13 protein-coding genes are annotated in these 17,406 nt (G+C 62.0%); 2 read left to right on the forward strand and 11 right to left on the reverse strand.

Annotated features, from left to right (window positions below):
• Positions 1–77: 77 nt before the first annotated feature.
• From mdtD to ACODTO_RS13540, 9 genes are all read right to left on the reverse strand, one after another.
• A complete protein-coding gene (gene mdtD, locus ACODTO_RS13500; protein ID WP_139640767.1) occupies positions 78–1,505 on the reverse strand; it encodes a multidrug transporter subunit MdtD in 1,428 nt (475 codons plus the stop codon).
• A 108-nt stretch (positions 1,506–1,613) separates the two neighbouring features.
• Entirely contained in the window at positions 1,614–2,951 is a 1,338-nt protein-coding gene (locus ACODTO_RS13505; protein ID WP_175362362.1) for a TldD/PmbA family protein, read from the reverse strand.
• Entirely contained in the window at positions 2,951–4,393 is a 1,443-nt protein-coding gene (locus ACODTO_RS13510) for a TldD/PmbA family protein (protein ID WP_139640763.1), read from the reverse strand. Before ACODTO_RS13510 ends, ACODTO_RS13505 begins: the two co-directional genes overlap by 1 nt.
• 250 nt (positions 4,394–4,643) lie before the next feature.
• Positions 4,644–6,347 (reverse strand): choline dehydrogenase, encoded by a 1,704-nt coding sequence (gene betA, locus ACODTO_RS13515; protein ID WP_139640760.1) that lies wholly within the window; start codon positions 6,345–6,347, stop codon positions 4,644–4,646.
• Between the two features lie 180 nt (positions 6,348–6,527).
• A complete protein-coding gene (gene betB, locus ACODTO_RS13520) occupies positions 6,528–8,000 on the reverse strand; it encodes a betaine-aldehyde dehydrogenase (protein ID WP_139640758.1) in 1,473 nt (490 codons plus the stop codon).
• 78 nt (positions 8,001–8,078) lie between these two features.
• Complete coding sequence (gene betI / locus ACODTO_RS13525) at positions 8,079–8,699, reverse strand: transcriptional regulator BetI (protein ID WP_489106570.1); 621 nt, start codon at positions 8,697–8,699, stop codon at positions 8,079–8,081.
• 274 nt (positions 8,700–8,973) lie between these two features.
• Entirely contained in the window at positions 8,974–10,152 is a 1,179-nt protein-coding gene (gene choV / locus ACODTO_RS13530) for a choline ABC transporter ATP-binding protein (RefSeq protein ID WP_041021077.1), read from the reverse strand.
• Positions 10,149–10,994: a choline ABC transporter permease subunit gene (gene choW / locus ACODTO_RS13535; RefSeq protein ID WP_139640754.1), complete on the reverse strand. Its 846-nt coding sequence runs from the start codon at positions 10,992–10,994 to the stop codon at positions 10,149–10,151. Before choW ends, choV begins: the two co-directional genes overlap by 4 nt.
• Before the next feature lie 64 nt (positions 10,995–11,058).
• Entirely contained in the window at positions 11,059–12,006 is a 948-nt protein-coding gene (locus ACODTO_RS13540) for a choline ABC transporter substrate-binding protein (protein ID WP_041021079.1), read from the reverse strand.
• A 425-nt stretch (positions 12,007–12,431) separates the two neighbouring features.
• Between ACODTO_RS13540 and ACODTO_RS13545 the strand changes: the two genes are divergently transcribed.
• Both ACODTO_RS13545 and gbdR read left to right on the forward strand, forming a co-directional pair.
• Entirely contained in the window at positions 12,432–13,808 is a 1,377-nt protein-coding gene (locus ACODTO_RS13545; protein ID WP_024776553.1) for an L-serine ammonia-lyase, read from the forward strand.
• A 563-nt stretch (positions 13,809–14,371) separates the two neighbouring features.
• On the forward strand, positions 14,372–15,475 hold the full coding sequence (gene gbdR, locus ACODTO_RS13550; RefSeq protein WP_489106571.1) for a choline metabolism transcriptional regulator GbdR: 1,104 nt from the start codon (positions 14,372–14,374) through the stop codon (positions 15,473–15,475).
• A 142-nt stretch (positions 15,476–15,617) separates the two neighbouring features.
• Here the strand turns inward: gbdR and ACODTO_RS13555 are convergent, their stop codons facing one another.
• Positions 15,618–15,881, reverse strand: a complete 264-nt coding sequence (locus ACODTO_RS13555; RefSeq protein ID WP_489106572.1) for a hypothetical protein — start codon at positions 15,879–15,881, stop codon at positions 15,618–15,620.
• Between the two features lie 350 nt (positions 15,882–16,231).
• Complete coding sequence (locus ACODTO_RS13560) at positions 16,232–17,395, reverse strand: gamma-butyrobetaine dioxygenase (protein ID WP_489106573.1); 1,164 nt, start codon at positions 17,393–17,395, stop codon at positions 16,232–16,234.
• Positions 17,396–17,406: the final 11 nt, after the last annotated feature.

The following is a 17,406-nucleotide window of genomic DNA, read 5'->3' on the forward strand; positions in this document are numbered from 1 at the left end:
AAGGCTGGGTGATTAACCTGTGGCGAGGGGATTTATCCCCTCGCCACAAAAACTTACCGAAGCCACTCAAGTCTGGGTTAATGCTCGATATGCTCATCGTGACGTTTCTGCCGCCGCCCGTCCTGCTTCGACAACTGGGAGAAAATCGTCGCCGCCAGCATCGCCATGACCCCCACCGTCACGAACGTCAGTTGGAACGCGCCCAGCACCGTGTCGACCCCATCGTTACCCACCTGGGCCGTAAAACCGCCGAGCAGGGCGCCGGCACAGGCGACGCCGAGGCTCAAGGACAGTTGCGCCACCACGGACAGCAGGCTGTTGCCGCTGCTGGCGCTGGCATCGTCCAGGTCGATCAGGGTCACGGTGTTCATCGCTGTGAATTGCAGCGAGTTGATCGCCCCCAGTACCGCCAGTTGCGCCAACAGCAGCCAGTACGGGGTCTGTTCGCTGACCAACCCCATGCTCGCCAGCATCACGCCCAGGGCCAGGGTATTTCCGGTCAGGACGATGCGATAGCCCAGCCGCTCGATCAATGGCCGGGCCACGGATTTGGCGACCATGGCCGCCGCCGCCAGGGGCAGCATGCTCATCCCGGCCTGGGACGGTGAATAACCCAGGGCCACTTGCAGCAGCAGCGGCACCAGGAAGGGCAGGGCACCGCTGCCCAGGCGGGCGAACAGATTGCCAAGGATGCCCACCGCGAAGGTCCGGGTCTTGAACAGCGACGGCGCGAACAGCGGATTCTCGACATGTCCGGCTCGCAGCCAATAAGCCGCCAGGCAGGCCAGGCCGCCGAACAGCAGCAACATCACCCGCAGGTGTGGCAAGTGCAGCTCGCCGAGGCCCTCCATGGCAATGGTGATCAGCACCATCGCCGCGCCGAACAGCAGGAAACCCACGCCGTCGAAGCGGGTGCGCTCGCTGCCGCGCAGGTCGGGGATGAATTTCCACACCGCGTAGCAGCCGATCACCCCCACCGGCAGGTTGATGATGAAGATCCAGTGCCAGGTCAGGTATTGCACCATCCAGCCGCCCATGGTCGGGCCGATCAGCGGGCCGAGCAGGCCCGGAATGGTGATGAAACCCATGATCCGCACCAGTTCCGAGCGCGGATAGGCCCGCAGCACCACCAGCCTGCCGACCGGCAGCATCAGTGCGCCGCCCAGGCCCTGAATGACTCGGGCGCCGACCAGCATCGTCAGGGAGCTGGACAAGGCACACAGCAGCGAGCCGAAGCTGAACAACAGGATCGCGCCGAAGAAGATTTTCTTGGTGCCGAAGCGGTCGGCGATCCAGCCCGAGGCCGGGATCAGCAGCGCCACTGTGAGCATGTAGGCGATGATCACGCCCTGCATGCGCAGCGGGTTCTCTGCCAGGTCACTGGCCATGGCAGGCAGGGCGGTATTGAGGATCGTCCCGTCGAGGGACTGCATGAAGAAAGCGATCGCCACGACCCACGGAAGCCAGCGGGCGGTGGTTGCGTCGAGCGGTGCACGGTTGGGCATGGGGCCTCTTGCTGTGTCTCAGGGTGTTCGTGGTGGCTTTATCGCGGGCAAGCCTTGCTCCCACCGGATGTCATTGCCCTTGTGGGAGCAAGGCTTGCCCGCGATGCTTTACAGGGTCAACGTCAACCGCTTGACCAACGCCCCCGGCAACAGCATCGAGGCTGTGGCCCGCTGGCTGTAGGTGCTGGCCGAGAGTAGAAGTTCCCGCTCCCGGGTCAGGCCTTCGAGTTGCGAGCCGAGCAGGCTATAGACGCTGTCGTCGAAGCGCATGGTGCTGACCGGTGCCTGGATCTGGCCGTTCTCGACCCAGAACGTGGCGAAGCGAGTCATGCCGGTCATGCGTGCCGCTGGCTGGTCCGAGTAGTTCAGGTACCAGAGGTTGCTGATGTACAAACCGGTGCCGAGGCGCTCGAGAATGTCCTCCTGCTCCAACTGGCCTTCCTGCATGACCAGCGCCGAAGGGTATTCGTAGCTGCTCGCGCCGTTGGCGGTGAGGCCGTATTCGGCGGCGCTGCGTGAATTGACCAACCGGGCGTTGGCCTTGCCCTTGGCGATCAGCGTCAGGTCATCGCGCGGATAGCCTTCATCGGAAAACGCCGGGCTCAAGGAGCCACTCACCTGCTCGCTCAGCCCTACGACGGGGCTGAAGGTGGACTCGTCGGCGTAGAACTTCTGCAACGGGCTCTGTTTGCTGGCAATTGCCCGGGCCGAGAACCCGCCCCAACTGAGCATGCCCATGATCTCTTCCAGCGCGGCCGGTGCCAGGTAGGCACGATACTCACCGGGTGGCAGTGTGCGCAGCGGCCGGCCGAGAAACGCCAGTTGCTCGCGGGCCTGGGCAAAGCGCTTGGCAAATCCTTCGCTGCTCCACTCATGGCCGGCGTAGCTGGCTTTCACTGCCTGGCCGTTTTCGTGGAACAGGCTGAAGTCGAAGTTGAAGCTGTTGGCCTGATGCCAGCCAAATGCCCCCGAAGAACTGGCGAAACCGCGGCTGATGGGGCCAGCGGCGTAGATCCCCACCAGGTCCAGGCCTTCGGCGGCTCGGGCGATTTCGTCCACGGCCTGTTCGGTCTCCGGCAACGGATGGTCCTGCACATTGTTGCTCTGCCAGTGATTATGGTTGAGCAGTAGATAAGGATCCCGGGGCAATAGCGGCAGGGTATCGCGCAGCTGTTGCAGGCCTTCGCTCAAACGTTGCAGGTCTGTCTCGGTTTCGCCGGACAAGGTGATCTGCAGGTCGGCATGGCGCCCGTCGTCGATCAGCTTGAAATTCACATTGGCCTGTTGCACCTGCCCGGCCTGACGCACCTTGCCATGGTTGAAACGCACGAAGGCCGAGGACTCCGCGGCGTAGCCCAAGGTGAATTGTTCGGACCCATGCAACGCAGCGCGTAGCCAGTCGACCAGCGTCTTGAATGCCTCGGCCTGATTGTTGACGGTACTCATCAAGCGTCCCCCCCAAACACATCAACGTCTCTGAACACGCAGGCTGGCGACGCATGGCCGACGCGGATGACCTGGTTCGGCTCGCCCTTGCCGCAGTTCGGCGTGCCCAGCACCTGGGAGGTACTGGCATCGCCCACGGCCCGCAGGCTTTTCCAGAATTGCGCAGAAATGCCGCGGTAGTTGGGATTCTTCACCACACCCTTGAGCTCACCGTTCTCGATCAACTGGCCCCATTCGCAGCCGAACTGGAATTTGTTGCGGGCATCGTCGATGGACCAGGAGCGGTTGGTGCGCATCAGCACGCCGTGTTCGATGCCCTGGATCAACTGCTCCAGGGACTGATCGCCCGGTTCGATGTTCAGGTTCGCCATGCGGTCGATGGGCGGGCGGTTCCAGCCGCAGGCGCGGCTGTTGGCGACGCCGTCCAGGCCAGCGCGAAACTGTGACAGCGCGCCGCCCAATGGGCGCAGCAGCAAGCCTTCGCGGATGAGGAACTGCTTGCTGGCGAGGCTGCCGTCGTCGTCATGACTGTAGCTGGCCAGTTCCTCGGGAATGTCCGGGTCGAACGTCACGTTCAGCAGCTTGGAGCCGTACTGCAAATGGCCGAAGTCGCTGGTCTTGACGAAGCTGGTGCCGGCGTAGTTGCGCTCGTCCCCCAGGATGCGGTCCAGCTCCAGTGGGTGGCCGATGGACTCGTGGATCTGCAACATCATCTGGTCGGGCATCAACAGCAGGTCCCGCGGGCCTTGCGGCGTGTTCGGCGCCATCAGCAATTGCAGGGCCTGATCGGCAATTTTCGGCCCGGCCCCGATGAGACCGCAGCGGTTGATCACATCGAAGCCACCTTGCTGGCCGAAGTTCTCGCGGCCCAGGGTGCGGGTCTGGCTGTCATGACCGTCGAAGGCGGTGACGTCCAGAGCCGGGTAGATGAAACGCTGAGCCTGGCGCAACTCGGCACCGGCACTGTTGAGGTAGATCTGTTCGACCTGGGTCAGGCCGATGCTCACCTGCCAATTCACCAGGCGCTCGTCCTGGGGCACCGCCGCCGATTCGTCGCCGAGTAATTGGTAGCAATCGCTCAGGGCGGGGAACGCCTGGTCGAAATGCGGCGAGAAGTAATCGGCGCGGTCGCTGGCAACCGCCTGTTCGCGCAGGTCGAGCAGGGCGTGGGGCTTGAGCCGGCGGGCCTGTTGCTCGGCCCGTTCCAGGGCTGCTTGCAGACCGGCCTGGGACAGGTCATTGGTGGCCGCATAGGCTTCGACACCGTTGACCCGCACGGTGAGCATCGCCCCTTCGTCACGGCCCAGGCTGGGCGGTTCGGCGATGTTCTTGCGCACCGACAGATGCTGGCCGGACTCGCGCACATAACGCAGGGAAAAGAATTCAGCGCCCGTGCGCAAGGCAGCAAAACGCTGCTTGAGCTGGGGGTGGAAGTCGAACATCGGGGGACCTCCTTGGTAGGGTGCATCGGTGCTGCGGGGGGAGGGTGAAACGTTTGCGTGAGGCTAGATTAGGCTTGGGGCGGGGCGGGATCAAGGCTTGAGGCTGGATAGAGTGGGAATGCTTCAGCGTCTGGTCGGGCGCCATCGCGAGCAGGCTCGCTCCCACATGGGATCTGTGTCGGGCAGGAAACTTGTGTCCGCCGAAATCCAGTGTGGGAGCGAGCCTGCTCGCGATAGCCGCGCTGGGGTGTTACTGCACGGCTGGCGCCACCTCGCGCACCGGCTTGCCTTTGACCGGCGCATCGCCGGCCACATAGTACGGCGCGGTGCTGCGTGGCAGTGGCTTGCGGCCGCGGATCTTGTCGGCGATTTTCTCGGCGATCATGATCGTCGGCGCGTTCAGGTTGCCGGTGGTGATGATCGGCATGATCGAGGCATCCACGACTCGCAGGCCTTGCATGCCATGCACGCGGCCTTCGCCGTCCACCACCGCCATGTCGTCGGTGCCCATCTTGCACGAGCAGGACGGATGGAAGGCGGTTTCGGCGTGTTCGCGGATGAACTGGTCCAGCTGCTCGTCGGTCTGCACTTCGATGCCCGGGCTGATTTCGCGTCCACGGAACGGATCGAGCGCCGGCTGTTGCATGATCTCGCGGGTCAGGCGGATGCCGTCGCGGAACTCCTGCCAGTCCTGCTCGGTGGCCATGTAGTTGAACAGGATGCTCGGGTGTTGGCGGGGATCCTTGGACTTCGCCTGGATCCGGCCACGGCTTGGCGAGCGCATGGAACCCATGTGCGCCTGGAAACCGTGCTCCTTCACACCGTTGCTGCCGTTGTAGTTAATCGCCACCGGCAGGAAGTGATACTGGATGTTCGGCCATTCGAACTCCGGACGGCTGCGGATGAAACCACCGGCTTCGAACTGGTTGCTGGCACCGATGCCGGTGCCGTTGAACAACCACTCGGCGCCGATGGCCGGTTGGTTGTACCAGAGCAGCGACGGGTACAGCGAGACCGGTTGGGTGCAGGCGTATTGCAGGTAGAGCTCCAAGTGGTCCTGGAGGTTTTCGCCGACACCCGGCAGGTCGTGCACCACCGGGATGTCGAGGCTTTCCAGCAGTTTGGCCGGGCCGACGCCGGAGCGTTGCAGGATCTGCGGCGAGGCGATGGCGCCTGAGCACAACAGCACTTCCTTGCGTGCCCGGGCTTCGACGCGCTCTTCAGCGGCGCCCACCAGATAACGCACGCCCACGGCACGCTTGCCTTCGAACAGGATCTTGTCGGTCAGGGCATGGGTGACGATGGTCAGGGTCGAACGCTTCTTGGCCACGTCCAGATACCCGCGCGCGGTGCTGGCGCGTCGGCCATTCGGCGTGACGGTGCGGTCCATCGGGCCGAAACCTTCCTGCTGATAGCCATTGAGATCTTCGGTACGCGGATAACCGGCCTGCACGCCGGCCTCGACCATGGCGTGGAACAGCGGGTTGTTGCCGGGCTTGGGTGTGGTCACGCTGACCGGGCCATCGCCGCCGTGGTAATCGTTCGGGCCGATGTCCCGGGTTTCGGCTTTCCTGAAATAGGGCAGGCAGTCCAGGTACGTCCAGTCTTCGAGGCCGGGCAGTTTTGCCCAGTTGTCGTAGTCCAGGGCGTTGCCACGGATGTAGCACATGCCGTTGATCAGCGAAGAGCCGCCCAGGCCTTTGCCGCGTCCGCATTCCATGCGACGGCCGTTCATGTGCGGCTCGGGATCGGTTTCGTAGGCCCAGTTGTAGCGTCGACCTTGCAGCGGGAACGCCAGGGCGGCGGGCATCTGCGTGCGAAAGTCCAGGCGATAGTCCGGGCCGCCGGCTTCGAGCAGCAGGACGGTGACGCCTTCGTCTTCGGTCAGACGGGTGGCCAGGGTGTTACCGGCGGAGCCGGCACCGATGATGATGTAATCGAATTCTTGGGACATGAAATGCACCCTCTTTTAATTGGGTTCAGGTCGTGGCCGGTGAGTGTCTTTCACTCCATCGCGAGCAAGCTTTGCTCCCACAGGTTTCTGATAGACACAGCAGTTGTGTTACAGCAGATTCCTTGTGGGAGCATGGCTTGCCCGCGATGACGGCCTCGCAGGCACCGCAGAAGCCGGGCTTCAGAACACCGACGCGTAATCGCCCAACTCGACCTGTACCGATTTGATGCGCGTGAAGTTGTTCAGCGAACTGATCCCGTTTTCGCGGCCCACGCCCGATTGTTTGTAGCCACCGACCGGCATCTTCGCGTCGGACTCGCCCCAGGCGTTGATCCAGCAGATACCGGCTTCCAGTTGGTGGATCACGCGGTGGGCGCGGTTCAGGTCGCGGGTCACGACGCCGGCGGCCAGGCCGAACTCGGTGTCATTGGCGCGGCGGATCACTTCTTCTTCGGTCTCGTAGCTGAGGATCGACATCACCGGGCCGAAGATTTCTTCCCGCACGATGGTCATCTCGTCGGTGCAATCGGTGAACACGGTCGGAGCGACGAACGCGCCCTTGGCGAACTCGCCGTCGGTCAGGCGCTTGCCGCCACACAGCAGGCGTGCGCCTTCGGCCTTGCCCTTCTCGATGTAGCCCAGCACGCTCTCCATGTGGGCGAAACTCACCAGCGGGCCGAAGTTGGTGTTTTCATCCTCTGGGTTGCCGATGCGGATGCGCGCCACGCGCTCGGCGATCTTGGCTTCGAACGCAGCTTTGAGATGGCTTGGTACGAACACGCGGGTGCCGTTGGTGCAGACCTGGCCGGAGCTGTAGAAGTTGGCCATCATCGCAGTGTCGGCGGCGCGATCCAGGTCGGCGTCGTCGCAGATGATCAGTGGCGACTTGCCGCCCAGTTCCATGGTCACGTCCTTGAGCGATGAACTCGAGGCGCTGGCCATGACTTTCTTGCCAGTGTCGGTGCCGCCGGTGAACGAGACTTTCTCGATGCGCGGGTGCTCGGTCAGCCAGGTGCCGACTTCACGGCCGCTGCCGGTCAACACGTTGAAGACTCCGGGCGGAACGCCGGCTTCGGTGTAGATCTCGGCCAGCTTCAAGGTGGTCAGCGAAGTGACTTCGCTTGGCTTGAAGATCATTGCGTTGCCGGCGGCCAGGGCTGGTGCGGACTTCCACAGCGCGATCTGGATCGGGTAGTTCCACGCGCCGATGCCAGCCACGATGCCCAGGGGCTCGCGACGGGTGTAGACGAACGAGGTATCGCGCAGCGGTATCTGCTCGCCTTCAATGGCGGGCACCAGGCCGGCGTAGTATTCCAGCACGTCGGCGCCGGTGACGATGTCGACGTAGCGGGTTTCGGAGTAGGCCTTGCCAGTGTCCAGGGTTTCCAGTGCGGCCAATTCATCGTTGCGCTCGCGCAGGATGTCCACGGCGCGGCGCAGGATCCGCGAGCGCTGCATGGCGGTCATGGCGGCCCAGATCTTCTGGCCCTTTTCGGCACTGACCACGGCGCGCTCGACGTCTTCTTTCGTCGCACGCTGCACTTGGGCAAGCACTTCACCGTTGGCAGGGTTGATGGCTTCGAAAGTGGCGTCGCCGCTGGCATCGCTGTACGCGCCATCGATGTAGAGTTTTTGCAGTTCGAAACGGGCCATAAAGTCCTCGCAAGTGCATAAGTGGTTGGCTGCCTCCGTGCGCGTCTTCTAAAGCTGACTACGCGGTTCGGCGGCGGTTCAGGAGTCGAGCGGTTCTGTGTGCTCTGGCGCCCCTGCTTTGCCCAGTTGGAAATCCATGTATTCGTAAGCGATCCGGTGTGCCTGGGCGGTGTCGAATGCGTCTCCCGACAGCGCCCCGCGCAGCCACAAACCGTCAATCAGCGCGGCCAGACCCCGTGCCGCACTGCGTGCCTCATCAAGGGGCAGGGCGCGACGGAACTGGCAACACAGGTTGGAATACAGACGGTGATCGTTGATCCGCTGCAACCTGTGCAATGACGGGTGATGCATGCTGGTGGCCCAGAAGGCCAGCCAGGTTTTCATTGCCGGGCCATTGACCTGGCTGGCGTCGAAGTTGGCCGCGATGATCACTTTCAGGTGTGCCCGCGGGCTCTTGTCCTCAAGTGCCAGCCGGCGCGCGGTGACGTTCTCGCTCAGCACCGTCATCAGATACTGAGCCGTAGCCGCGATCAGGCCATTCTTGTCCTGGAAATAGTGACTGATGATGCCGTTGGACACCCCGGCCAAACGGGCGATCAGCGCAATGCTGGCGTCCCCCATACCGACCTGATCGACGGCCTGCAACGTGGCGTCGATCAATTGCTGGCGGCGAATGGGTTGCATACCGACCTTGGGCATTGGGTGCATTTCCTCGGATCATTCGGCGGACAGAAATTGTCCGGCGGAGCGAGAAACAGTCTATTTTGTTTTGATTGAACGTTCAATCAATAAAAAATCGGGCGTACGTCTAGGCTCAAAGATCGCTTTCCAGGAATGCAAAACGCTGTGGGAGCGAGACCTGTGGGAGCCGAGCTTGCTCGCGATGGAATCGACACGGTTCAACTGCAAACCGCGTCATCGTTCATCGCGAGCAAGCTCGGCTCCTACAGGCTCGCTCCCACAGGGTTGAGGTTTAACCCAGGTTCTTGCCGAGCAGCGCGTGGTACAGCTCGCTGTCGCCGAGGATCCCGACCACTTTCTGGTTATCGTGGAGCACCAGTTTGTTGCCGGTCTGGTAGCGGATCTGCAACGCGTCGCGCATGCCGATGTTGGAATCCACCAGCGTCGGGCGACGGCCCAGTCCTTCGACAGGTTGCCCCTGGACCCAGTTCTGCAGGTCCAGTGCCGCGCCGTTCTGGCGTGCACCCTTGATGGTGTTGCCTTCGGCCAGGTCGAGCCAGGAATCGCCACCCGGATCCAGGCACACCGAACCGTTGATGCGCTTGCAGTTGTCCAGCGTGCGCATCAGGCTGCGGCCGCAGAGGACGTTGAGCGGGTTGGTATGGGCGACGAAGGTGCGCACATAGTCGTCCGCCGGGTTCAACACGATTTCTTCCGGCTTGCTGTACTGGATGATCCGGCCGTCTTTCATGATCGCGATCCGGCTGCCCAGTTTCAGGGCTTCGTCGAGGTCATGGCTGACGAACACGATGGTCTTGCTCAACTTGCGTTGCAGCTCCAGCAGTTCGTCCTGCAGGCCTTGGCGGATCAGCGGGTCGAGGGCCGAGAACGGTTCGTCCATCAACAGGATGTCGGCGTCCATCGCCAGGGCGCGGGCCAGACCGACCCGTTGCTGCATGCCGCCTGACAGTTCGTCGGGCTTCTTGTTGCGCCACTGGGCCAGGCCCACCAGCTCAAGTTTCTCATCCACCAGCTTGCGCCGTTCCTTTTCCGGACGGCCCTGCATTTCCAGGCCGAAGCTGATGTTCTCGCGCACCGTCAGCCAAGGCATCAGAGCGAACTTCTGGAACACCATGGCGATACGTTTGGTGCGCATCATCTTCAGTTCAGCGGGGCTGCAGGAGGCAATGTCGATCTGCCGGCCTTCATGCTCGACGAACAACTTGCCACGGCTCACGGTGTTCAGGCCGTTGATGCAGCGCAGCAGGCTGGATTTGCCGGAGCCGGACAGGCCCATCAGGACGCAGATTTCGCCTTTCTCGATGTCCAGGCTGGCTTTTTCCACGCCGACGATTTGCCCGGTCTTCTTCAGGATCTCGTTGCGGGTCATGCCTTGGTCGAGCAGTTTGAGGGCTTCGCGTGGATCCTTGGCGAAGATCACGTCGACCTGGTCGAAGCGGATTATGCTCATGCGTCACCCCCTGCTTTTGCGTCGGGTTGTTTGCAGATACGGTCGAGCATGATCGCCAGCAGTACGATCGCCAGGCCGGCTTCGAAGCCCAGGGCGATATCGGCGGTGTTCAGTGCGTTGACCACGGGTTTGCCCAGGCCGTCGGCGCCTACCAGTGCGGCGATCACCACCATCGACAACGACAGCATGATGCACTGTGTGACACCGGCCGCGATGCTTGGCATCGCATGGGGCAGTTCGATACGCGACAGGAGCTGGCGACGGGAGCAGCCAAAGGCCTTGCCGGCGTCCATCAGTTCTTCCGGAACGTCGCAGATGCCCAGGTAAGTCAGACGGATAGGCGCGGCAATCGCGAACACCACCGTGGAGATCAGGCCCGGGACCACACCCAGACCGAAGAGGGTCAGGGTAGGAATGAGGTAGACGAAGGTCGGTACGGTCTGCATCAGATCGAGTACCGGACGCATCATGGTGTAGAACATCGGCTTGTGCGCGGCAACAATGCCCAGCGGCACGCCGATTACGACGCAGACCAGGGTGGCGAACATCACCTGGGCCAGGGTTTCCATGGTTTCCTGCCAGTAACCGAGGTTGAGGATCAGCAGGAAGGAGGCAATGACGAATACGGTGAGGCCCCATTTACGCTGGATGAAATGCGCCAGCAGGGCAATGATGCCAATCAAGGCCAACGGGTTGAACCAGGTCAGCGCAAATGTCACGCCGTGAATCATCGTTTCCAGGAACAGTGCGATGGCGTCAAAGGTGCTGGCGCCATGTTGCGTCAACCATTCGACGAAGCCCGCAATGTACTGGCCCAAGGGTATTTTCTGATCAATCAGCATGGTAGTGAACGTCCGCATGCAAGGGATAAACAGCCCGGGCGGGTGAGCCCGCCCGGCATAACTATTACTGTGCGAGCTTGGCTTTCACGGCTTCCAGGCCAGGTTTACCGTCAATGGTGGTCACGCCAGCGAGCCAGGTATCGAGTACCTGTGGGTTTTTCTGCAGCCACGCCTTGGCGGCAGCTTCAGGCTTCATCTTGTCGTCCAAGACGTTGCCCATCAGTTTGCTTTCCATGTCGACCGTGAACTCGAGGTTCTTCAACAGCTGGCCAACGTTGCTGCATTCCTGGGTGTAACCCTTGCGGGTGTTCGTCGCCACGGTAGCGGCGCCGAAGTCCGGACCGAAGAACTCGTCGCCACCGGTCAGGTATTCAATGCTGAAACGGGTGTTCATCGGATGCGGTGCCCAGCCGAGGAACACTACGTCGGTACCGCGCTTGGAAGCACGGTCGACCTGGGACAGCATGCCCGCTTCGCTCGACTCGACAACCTTGAAGCCGGCGTCCTTCAGGCCGAAGGCATTCTTGTCGATCATGCTTTGGATCAGGCGATTGCCGTCGTTGCCCGGCTCGATGCCGTAGATCTTGCCGTCGAGTTCCTTCTTGAACTTGGCAATGTCGGAGAAGTCGTGCAGGCCTTTGTCGTAGAGGGCCTTCGGCACGGCCAGTGTGTACTTGGCGCCTTTGAGGTTGGTGCGCACGGTTTCCACGGTGCCGGCGTCGCGGTAGGCCTTGATGTCGTTTTCCATGGTCGGCATCCAGTTGCCGAGGAACACGTCCATGTTCTTACCGTCGGCCAGGGACTTGTAGGTCACCGGTACGGAAATCATGGTGGTCTTTGTCTTGTAGCCGAGGGCGTCAAGAATCACGCTGGTGGTGGCGGTGGTCACGGTGATGTCGGTCCAGCCGACGTCGGAGAAGTTAACAGTGCTGCATTGTGCGGGTTCAGCAGCGTTGGCCAGCATGGGAAGACTCAGCATGGCGGCCAACAACAACGACTTGGAACCTTTCATGAGTGGACTCCTGGTGTTTTATCGGCGGGTCCGGTCGGACAACCGCGCTTTGTATTGGGTGTTGCGGTTGGGGCGCGTGAACACTGTCTCGACACGCGGCCTTGAAAACGAGCCGTAACCGATCATGTACCAGCGCAAATCTGTCGCCTACAGGGTGAGTCGTATCCAGTACAGGGAGGGTCGCATCCAGTGTCGGTGACGTCGTTTACAGATTTTTTCCGCCTCCGACAGGTCACTGACACGCAAAAAAACGGCGTGGAACCCCGCCATGAGGCCGGCGGCGTTGGTGGGCATAATTGCGTCGGTGTCAGACGTCGACCCCAGAGGCAAAAACCGGATGATGCGGCCATCCCGGCGTTGAGCGTAGCAGCTCCGTCACCGGGCGCTCCTGCGCCCGGATATGCCCGTTCTGGAGGTTCTAGGCAATGGCAATCAGTGTGTTCGACCTGTTCAAAATCGGTATTGGCCCGTCCAGCTCTCACACGGTCGGCCCGATGCGCGCCGCGGCGCTGTTTGTCGAGGCGTTGCGGGCAAAGGCGCTGCTGAACGACGTGCGACGGGTCGAGGTGCAGCTCTATGGTTCGCTGTCGGCCACCGGCATCGGTCACGGTAGCGATACCGCCGTCATCATGGGCCTGATGGGCGAGTGGCCAGATGCGATCGATCCGTCGCAGATTGCGCCGCGCATCGCACTGTTGCGTGAAACCGAGACCCTGCAACTGGACGGTCGCTTGCCAGTGCCTTTTGTGTGGGCCCGGGACATGCGCCTGATCGACGAAAACCTGCCGTTCCATCCAAATGCCATGACGCTGGTGGCCGAAGGCGCCAGCGGTGAGCTGTTTCGCGACACCTATTATTCAGTCGGCGGCGGCTTTGTCGTCGATGAGGCCCAGGCTTCCAGCGGCGTGGCGGACCTGGACACCACCCGTCTGCCTTACGATTTCTCCAGCGCCGAAGAGCTGCTCACGCTGTGTCGCACCCATAACCTGCGTGTGGCCGAACTGATGATGGCCAACGAAAAGGCCTGGCGCTCGGAAGAAGAAATCCGCAGCGGGCTGATGAAGCTTTGGCGGGCGATGCAGGAATGTGTCGAGCATGGCCTCAAGCATGAAGGCATCCTGCCCGGCGGCCTGAACGTGCGCCGGCGTGCAGCCAAGTTGCACCGCAGCCTGCAAGAGTTGAACAAGCCGAATGTCATCGGTTCGACCCTGAGCGCAATGGAGTGGGTCAACCTCTTCGCCTTGGCGGTCAACGAGGAAAACGCCGCCGGTGGACGCATGGTGACGGCGCCGACCAATGGCGCGGCTGGGATCATTCCGGCGGTGCTGCACTATTTCATGAAGTTCAGCGAGGCCGTTACCGACGCCAACGTGGTGGATTATTTCCTCGGTGCGGCGGCGGTGGGCATCCTGTGCAAGAAGAACGCTTCGATTTCCGGTGCCGAAGTCGGTTGCCAGGGCGAAGTGGGCTCGGCCTGTGCCATGGCGGCGGCAGGTCTGGCGGAGATCCTCGGTGCCACGCCGGAGCAACTGTGCAACGCGGCGGAAATCGGCTTGGAACACAACCTTGGCCTGACCTGCGACCCGGTGGGCGGTCTGGTCCAGGTGCCTTGCATCGAGCGCAACGCGATCGCCGCGGTAAAAGCGATCAATGCGGCGCAAATGGCACTGCGCGGCGACGGCCAGCATTTCATCTCCCTGGACCGGGTGATCCGCACCATGCGCGATACCGGTGCCGACATGCACGACAAGTACAAAGAGACGTCGCGCGGTGGGTTGGCGGTCAGCGCGGTGGAATGCTGATAGAAGCCTTGTGGCGAGGGGATTTTATCCCCGCTGGGTCGCGAAGCGGCCCTTCAGGTACTTTTGATACACCGAGTTGTCTGTATTCAGGGCTGCTTCGCGGCCCGGCGGGGATAAAATCCCCTCGCCACAAGCGCTCTGAAACTGCTCAATAAATGAACATTACGCCATAGTCCCGCCACTTTTTAGCGCGTCGCAATCAGATAAGACCCGTTCGTCGGGTTAGCCGTTGCGCAGCTATCAACCGTTCGTCCACCGCGCTTGGGGTGACACTGTTCCGAAAGTGGCGCAGCCCAGTTCCCACAAGTGCTACCGAAGTGCTCACTGCCCGCAGTGATAGGCGCCAGCCGCCCTTGAAGACCCCGATAATCCACACGCGTTATGCGCCTTATATAGACGGCTCGGCATGTCGTTTTCAGGATTTATTGAATGCCTGCTCAAATTTAGGCACGGCAATTGCTCTACCAATACAAAGCCCGTCTCCTGTGTAGAGACCGAGGGCATCACCAATAAAAAGAGCCTCCGCCTGAGGCCATCACCGCTTTGTGTGAGGAGATACCGCGATGACGTCGACCCACTCCGGGGCCCAACCCCAGAACCGTGCGCCTCAGTCCATCGGCTTTCTGCTGCTGGACAATTTCACGCTGATTTCCCTGGCGTCCGCTGTGGAACCCCTGCGCATGGCCAACCAGCTATCCGGGCGCGAGCTGTATCGCTGGACCACCCTCTCCGTGGATGGCGGGCAGGTCTGGGCCAGTGACGGTCTGCAGATCACCCCGGACGCCTCCATGCACAAGGCGCCGGCCCTGGATACCGTCATCGTTTGTGGCGGCATCGGCATCCAGCGCACCGTTACCCGTGAACACGTGTCCTGGCTGCAAGGCCAGGCCCGTCAGTCCCGTCGCCTTGGCGCGGTCTGCACCGGCAGTTGGGCATTGGCCTGCGCCGGTCTGCTCGATGGGTTCGACTGCAGCGTGCACTGGGAATGCCTGGCGGCGATGCAGGAAGCGTTCCCGCGAGTGTCGATGAGTACCCGCCTGTTCACCCTCGACCGTAACCGTTTCACCAGCTCCGGCGGCACCGCTCCGCTGGACATGATGCTGCACCTGATCAGCCGCGATCATGGTCGCGAGTTGTCGGCGGCCATCTCGGAAATGTTTGTCTATGAGCGCATCCGCAACGAGCAGGATCACCAGCGTGTGCCGCTCAAGCACATGCTTGGCACCAACCAGCCGAAGTTGCAGGAAATCGTCGCGCTGATGGAGGCCAACCTCGAAGAACCGATCGACCTGGACGAACTGGCGGTGTACGTCGCCGTCTCCCGGCGTCAGCTCGAGCGGTTGTTCCAGAAATACCTGCACTGCTCGCCGTCGCGCTATTACCTCAAACTGCGATTGATCCGTGCACGGCAACTGCTCAAGCAGACGCCGATGTCGATCATCGAAGTGGCATCGGTGTGCGGCTTCGTCTCCACGCCGCACTTCTCCAAGTGCTACCGCGAATACTTCGGCATTCCACCGCGGGACGAGCGCGTCGGTTCCAACACCACGCAACAGGTGGCGATGATGCCGTTGCCGCAGGCTCTGGTGCTGTCGCCGTTGTCCGGTCCGCTGTCGGCGTTGAGCCAGGCGCGTAACGAGTCGACATTTGCCAGCGTAAGGCTCTAAACCGAGGCGCTTTCGTCGCGAGCAAGCTTTGCTCCAACAGGCTTATCGACATGCCTGGACTACCCCCAAGAAGTTGGACACAAATCCAATCCTTAGGGGCAGTCCAGGCCTGTGGGAGCAAAGCTTGCTCGCGATAGATTTTTCAGGCGCTGTGGTTCTGCTGGTATTGCGCCAGTGCCGGCAACAGTTGCTCATCGATCGCCTGGCGCACGGCCGGCAGGATGGTAGCGCTGCTGGTGTACATTTCCTTGACCATCCGGCGCAGTTCATTGGCACGAGCCTTGTCCAGGCCGCGCACCGCACACTCGCAGGCCTGCTCGGCGGTAGAGCCGCTGGGTATCTGGAGGCCGAGAGCCTTGAGCTGGCCCAGCAGGTCTTCCTGGTCGATCAAATCGGCGTGCATCATGACGCTTTTCCTTGTTCATGGATGGGGGCGTGACTCGATTCTGGTAGCCACCCGAAGCTGCGGCAAGGGCAAATCGTCGCGATGACCTATATGGCTATGAGCGTGTCGTTTTCGGCTAACTGACGCTGACCGGGACTGGGCACACTGGCCTCAAGCTGAATCACGATGGTTTGGTCACCCTCGCGCTGACAGCTCCTCCAGTAACGCCTCCTGCCCCGATCATGTCACGGCTTGATCGGGGATTTTTTTGCCTGCGTGTCCGTGCCGACGCCTTCGCGAGCAGGCCCGATCCCACAGGGGCGCGGGGGCTTCTGTGGGAGCGAGCCTGCTCGCGATGGCTACGACGCGGTCTAGCGCTGCAATACCAGAATCCGCGACAGCAACTCATCCCGGTCCACATAGCAGCCCTGGAAATGCCGCGCCCCGGTGGTCGGGTCGAAGGCGTTGCGAGCGTGGAGGGTGCGGCGGTTGTCGAAGCACCACAACTGGCCGGGCTCCAGCCGCTGTGTCAGGCGAAACGAAGGTTCGCGGGTCAAGGCGATGAAGCGTCGGTAGGCGCGGTAGAGGTCGGGCATCTGCTCGACTGAGGTGTCGAACGGTCCACGCAGGAAGTTCGCCATGCGGATTTCGGAAACCTGCCCCAGCGCGTCCAGCGCGATGATGGGCGCCAGGCAGCGGTAATCGCTGTGGCGATCCTTGTTGCGAAACTCCACCGGGATCGTGCACAGCGCCGCAAAAGCCTCCGGGTCTTCCTGGCGCAGGGCTTCGGCAATGGCGAAACCATCGACGAAAATACTCTCGCCGCCATCCGCGTCGTTGACCAGGCAATGCAGGAACTGCAACCCCGGTTGCAACTCCCGGGTCGGCAAGTCGCTGTGCAGTGGCAGGTTGAAGGCGGTGTAGGCGTTACTGTCGGCGTTGGCCTTGGATTGCACATTGAACAGCACGCCGAAGTTGCTCTCGCGGATGAATGAGATGCGCTGGGCAATCTGTTTCAGCGAGCCGGGTTCGGTGGGCACGCCGCGCACCTGGGTCAGACCGATGTCTCGTACCGCGAGCAGCCATTGCAGCAGCGCGCTGTCATCCTCCATCAGCGCCGGATAATCGAACACCGGCAGTTGCAGATCGTGTTTCCAAAGTTGGCGCTTGGCCTTGCCCGCCAGGCGCTCGGCCCTGGATTCATCGTCGTAGGCGTGGGCGCGCAGCCAGCCCGGGTCGAAACGGCTTTGGTGGCCGTCTTGCCAATCCACCCACAGGCTGCCTTCGTCGTCGAGGCGGATTGCGCCAGGCGCCAGGTCTTCGGGCACATCGACGATTTCCAGCACCTGTTCCCGGGTAACGGTATAGACGCAGTGGGAGCACGGACAGTTATCCCGCAGCCATTGATGATGAAACGGGCTGATCCGGCCATCGGCCCAGGTGACCTGTATCCCGTCGGCGAAGGGACTTGCCGCGGTCAACGCGCAAACCCGGGGATAGCGACGGAAGTCGGCAACAGCGGCGGCGGTGTTCATGGCGATCTCCT

The sequence above is a fragment of the Pseudomonas sp. FG13 genome (assembly GCF_057809755.1).

Excerpts from the sequence above, each read along its gene's own strand:
- ACODTO_RS13545 (WP_024776553.1), top strand. The coding sequence starts at position 12,432 with ATGGCAATCAGTGTGTTCGACCTGTTCAAAATCGGTATTGGCCCGTCC.
- ACODTO_RS13510 (WP_139640763.1), bottom strand. The coding sequence starts at position 4,393 with ATGTTCGACTTCCACCCCCAGCTCAAGCAGCGTTTTGCTGCCTTGCGC.
- mdtD (WP_139640767.1), bottom strand. The coding sequence starts at position 1,505 with ATGCCCAACCGTGCACCGCTCGACGCAACCACCGCCCGCTGGCTTCCG.
- gbdR (WP_489106571.1), top strand. The coding sequence starts at position 14,372 with ATGACGTCGACCCACTCCGGGGCCCAACCCCAGAACCGTGCGCCTCAG.
- choV (WP_041021077.1), bottom strand. The coding sequence starts at position 10,152 with ATGAGCATAATCCGCTTCGACCAGGTCGACGTGATCTTCGCCAAGGAT.
- ACODTO_RS13540 (WP_041021079.1), bottom strand. The coding sequence starts at position 12,006 with ATGAAAGGTTCCAAGTCGTTGTTGTTGGCCGCCATGCTGAGTCTTCCC.
- betA (WP_139640760.1), bottom strand. The coding sequence starts at position 6,347 with ATGTCCCAAGAATTCGATTACATCATCATCGGTGCCGGCTCCGCCGGT.
- ACODTO_RS13505 (WP_175362362.1), bottom strand. The coding sequence starts at position 2,951 with ATGAGTACCGTCAACAATCAGGCCGAGGCATTCAAGACGCTGGTCGAC.
- ACODTO_RS13555 (WP_489106572.1), bottom strand. The coding sequence starts at position 15,881 with ATGATGCACGCCGATTTGATCGACCAGGAAGACCTGCTGGGCCAGCTC.
- betI (WP_489106570.1), bottom strand. The coding sequence starts at position 8,699 with ATGCCCAAGGTCGGTATGCAACCCATTCGCCGCCAGCAATTGATCGAC.
- betB (WP_139640758.1), bottom strand. The coding sequence starts at position 8,000 with ATGGCCCGTTTCGAACTGCAAAAACTCTACATCGATGGCGCGTACAGC.
- choW (WP_139640754.1), bottom strand. The coding sequence starts at position 10,994 with ATGCTGATTGATCAGAAAATACCCTTGGGCCAGTACATTGCGGGCTTC.
- ACODTO_RS13560 (WP_489106573.1), bottom strand. The coding sequence starts at position 17,395 with ATGAACACCGCCGCCGCTGTTGCCGACTTCCGTCGCTATCCCCGGGTT.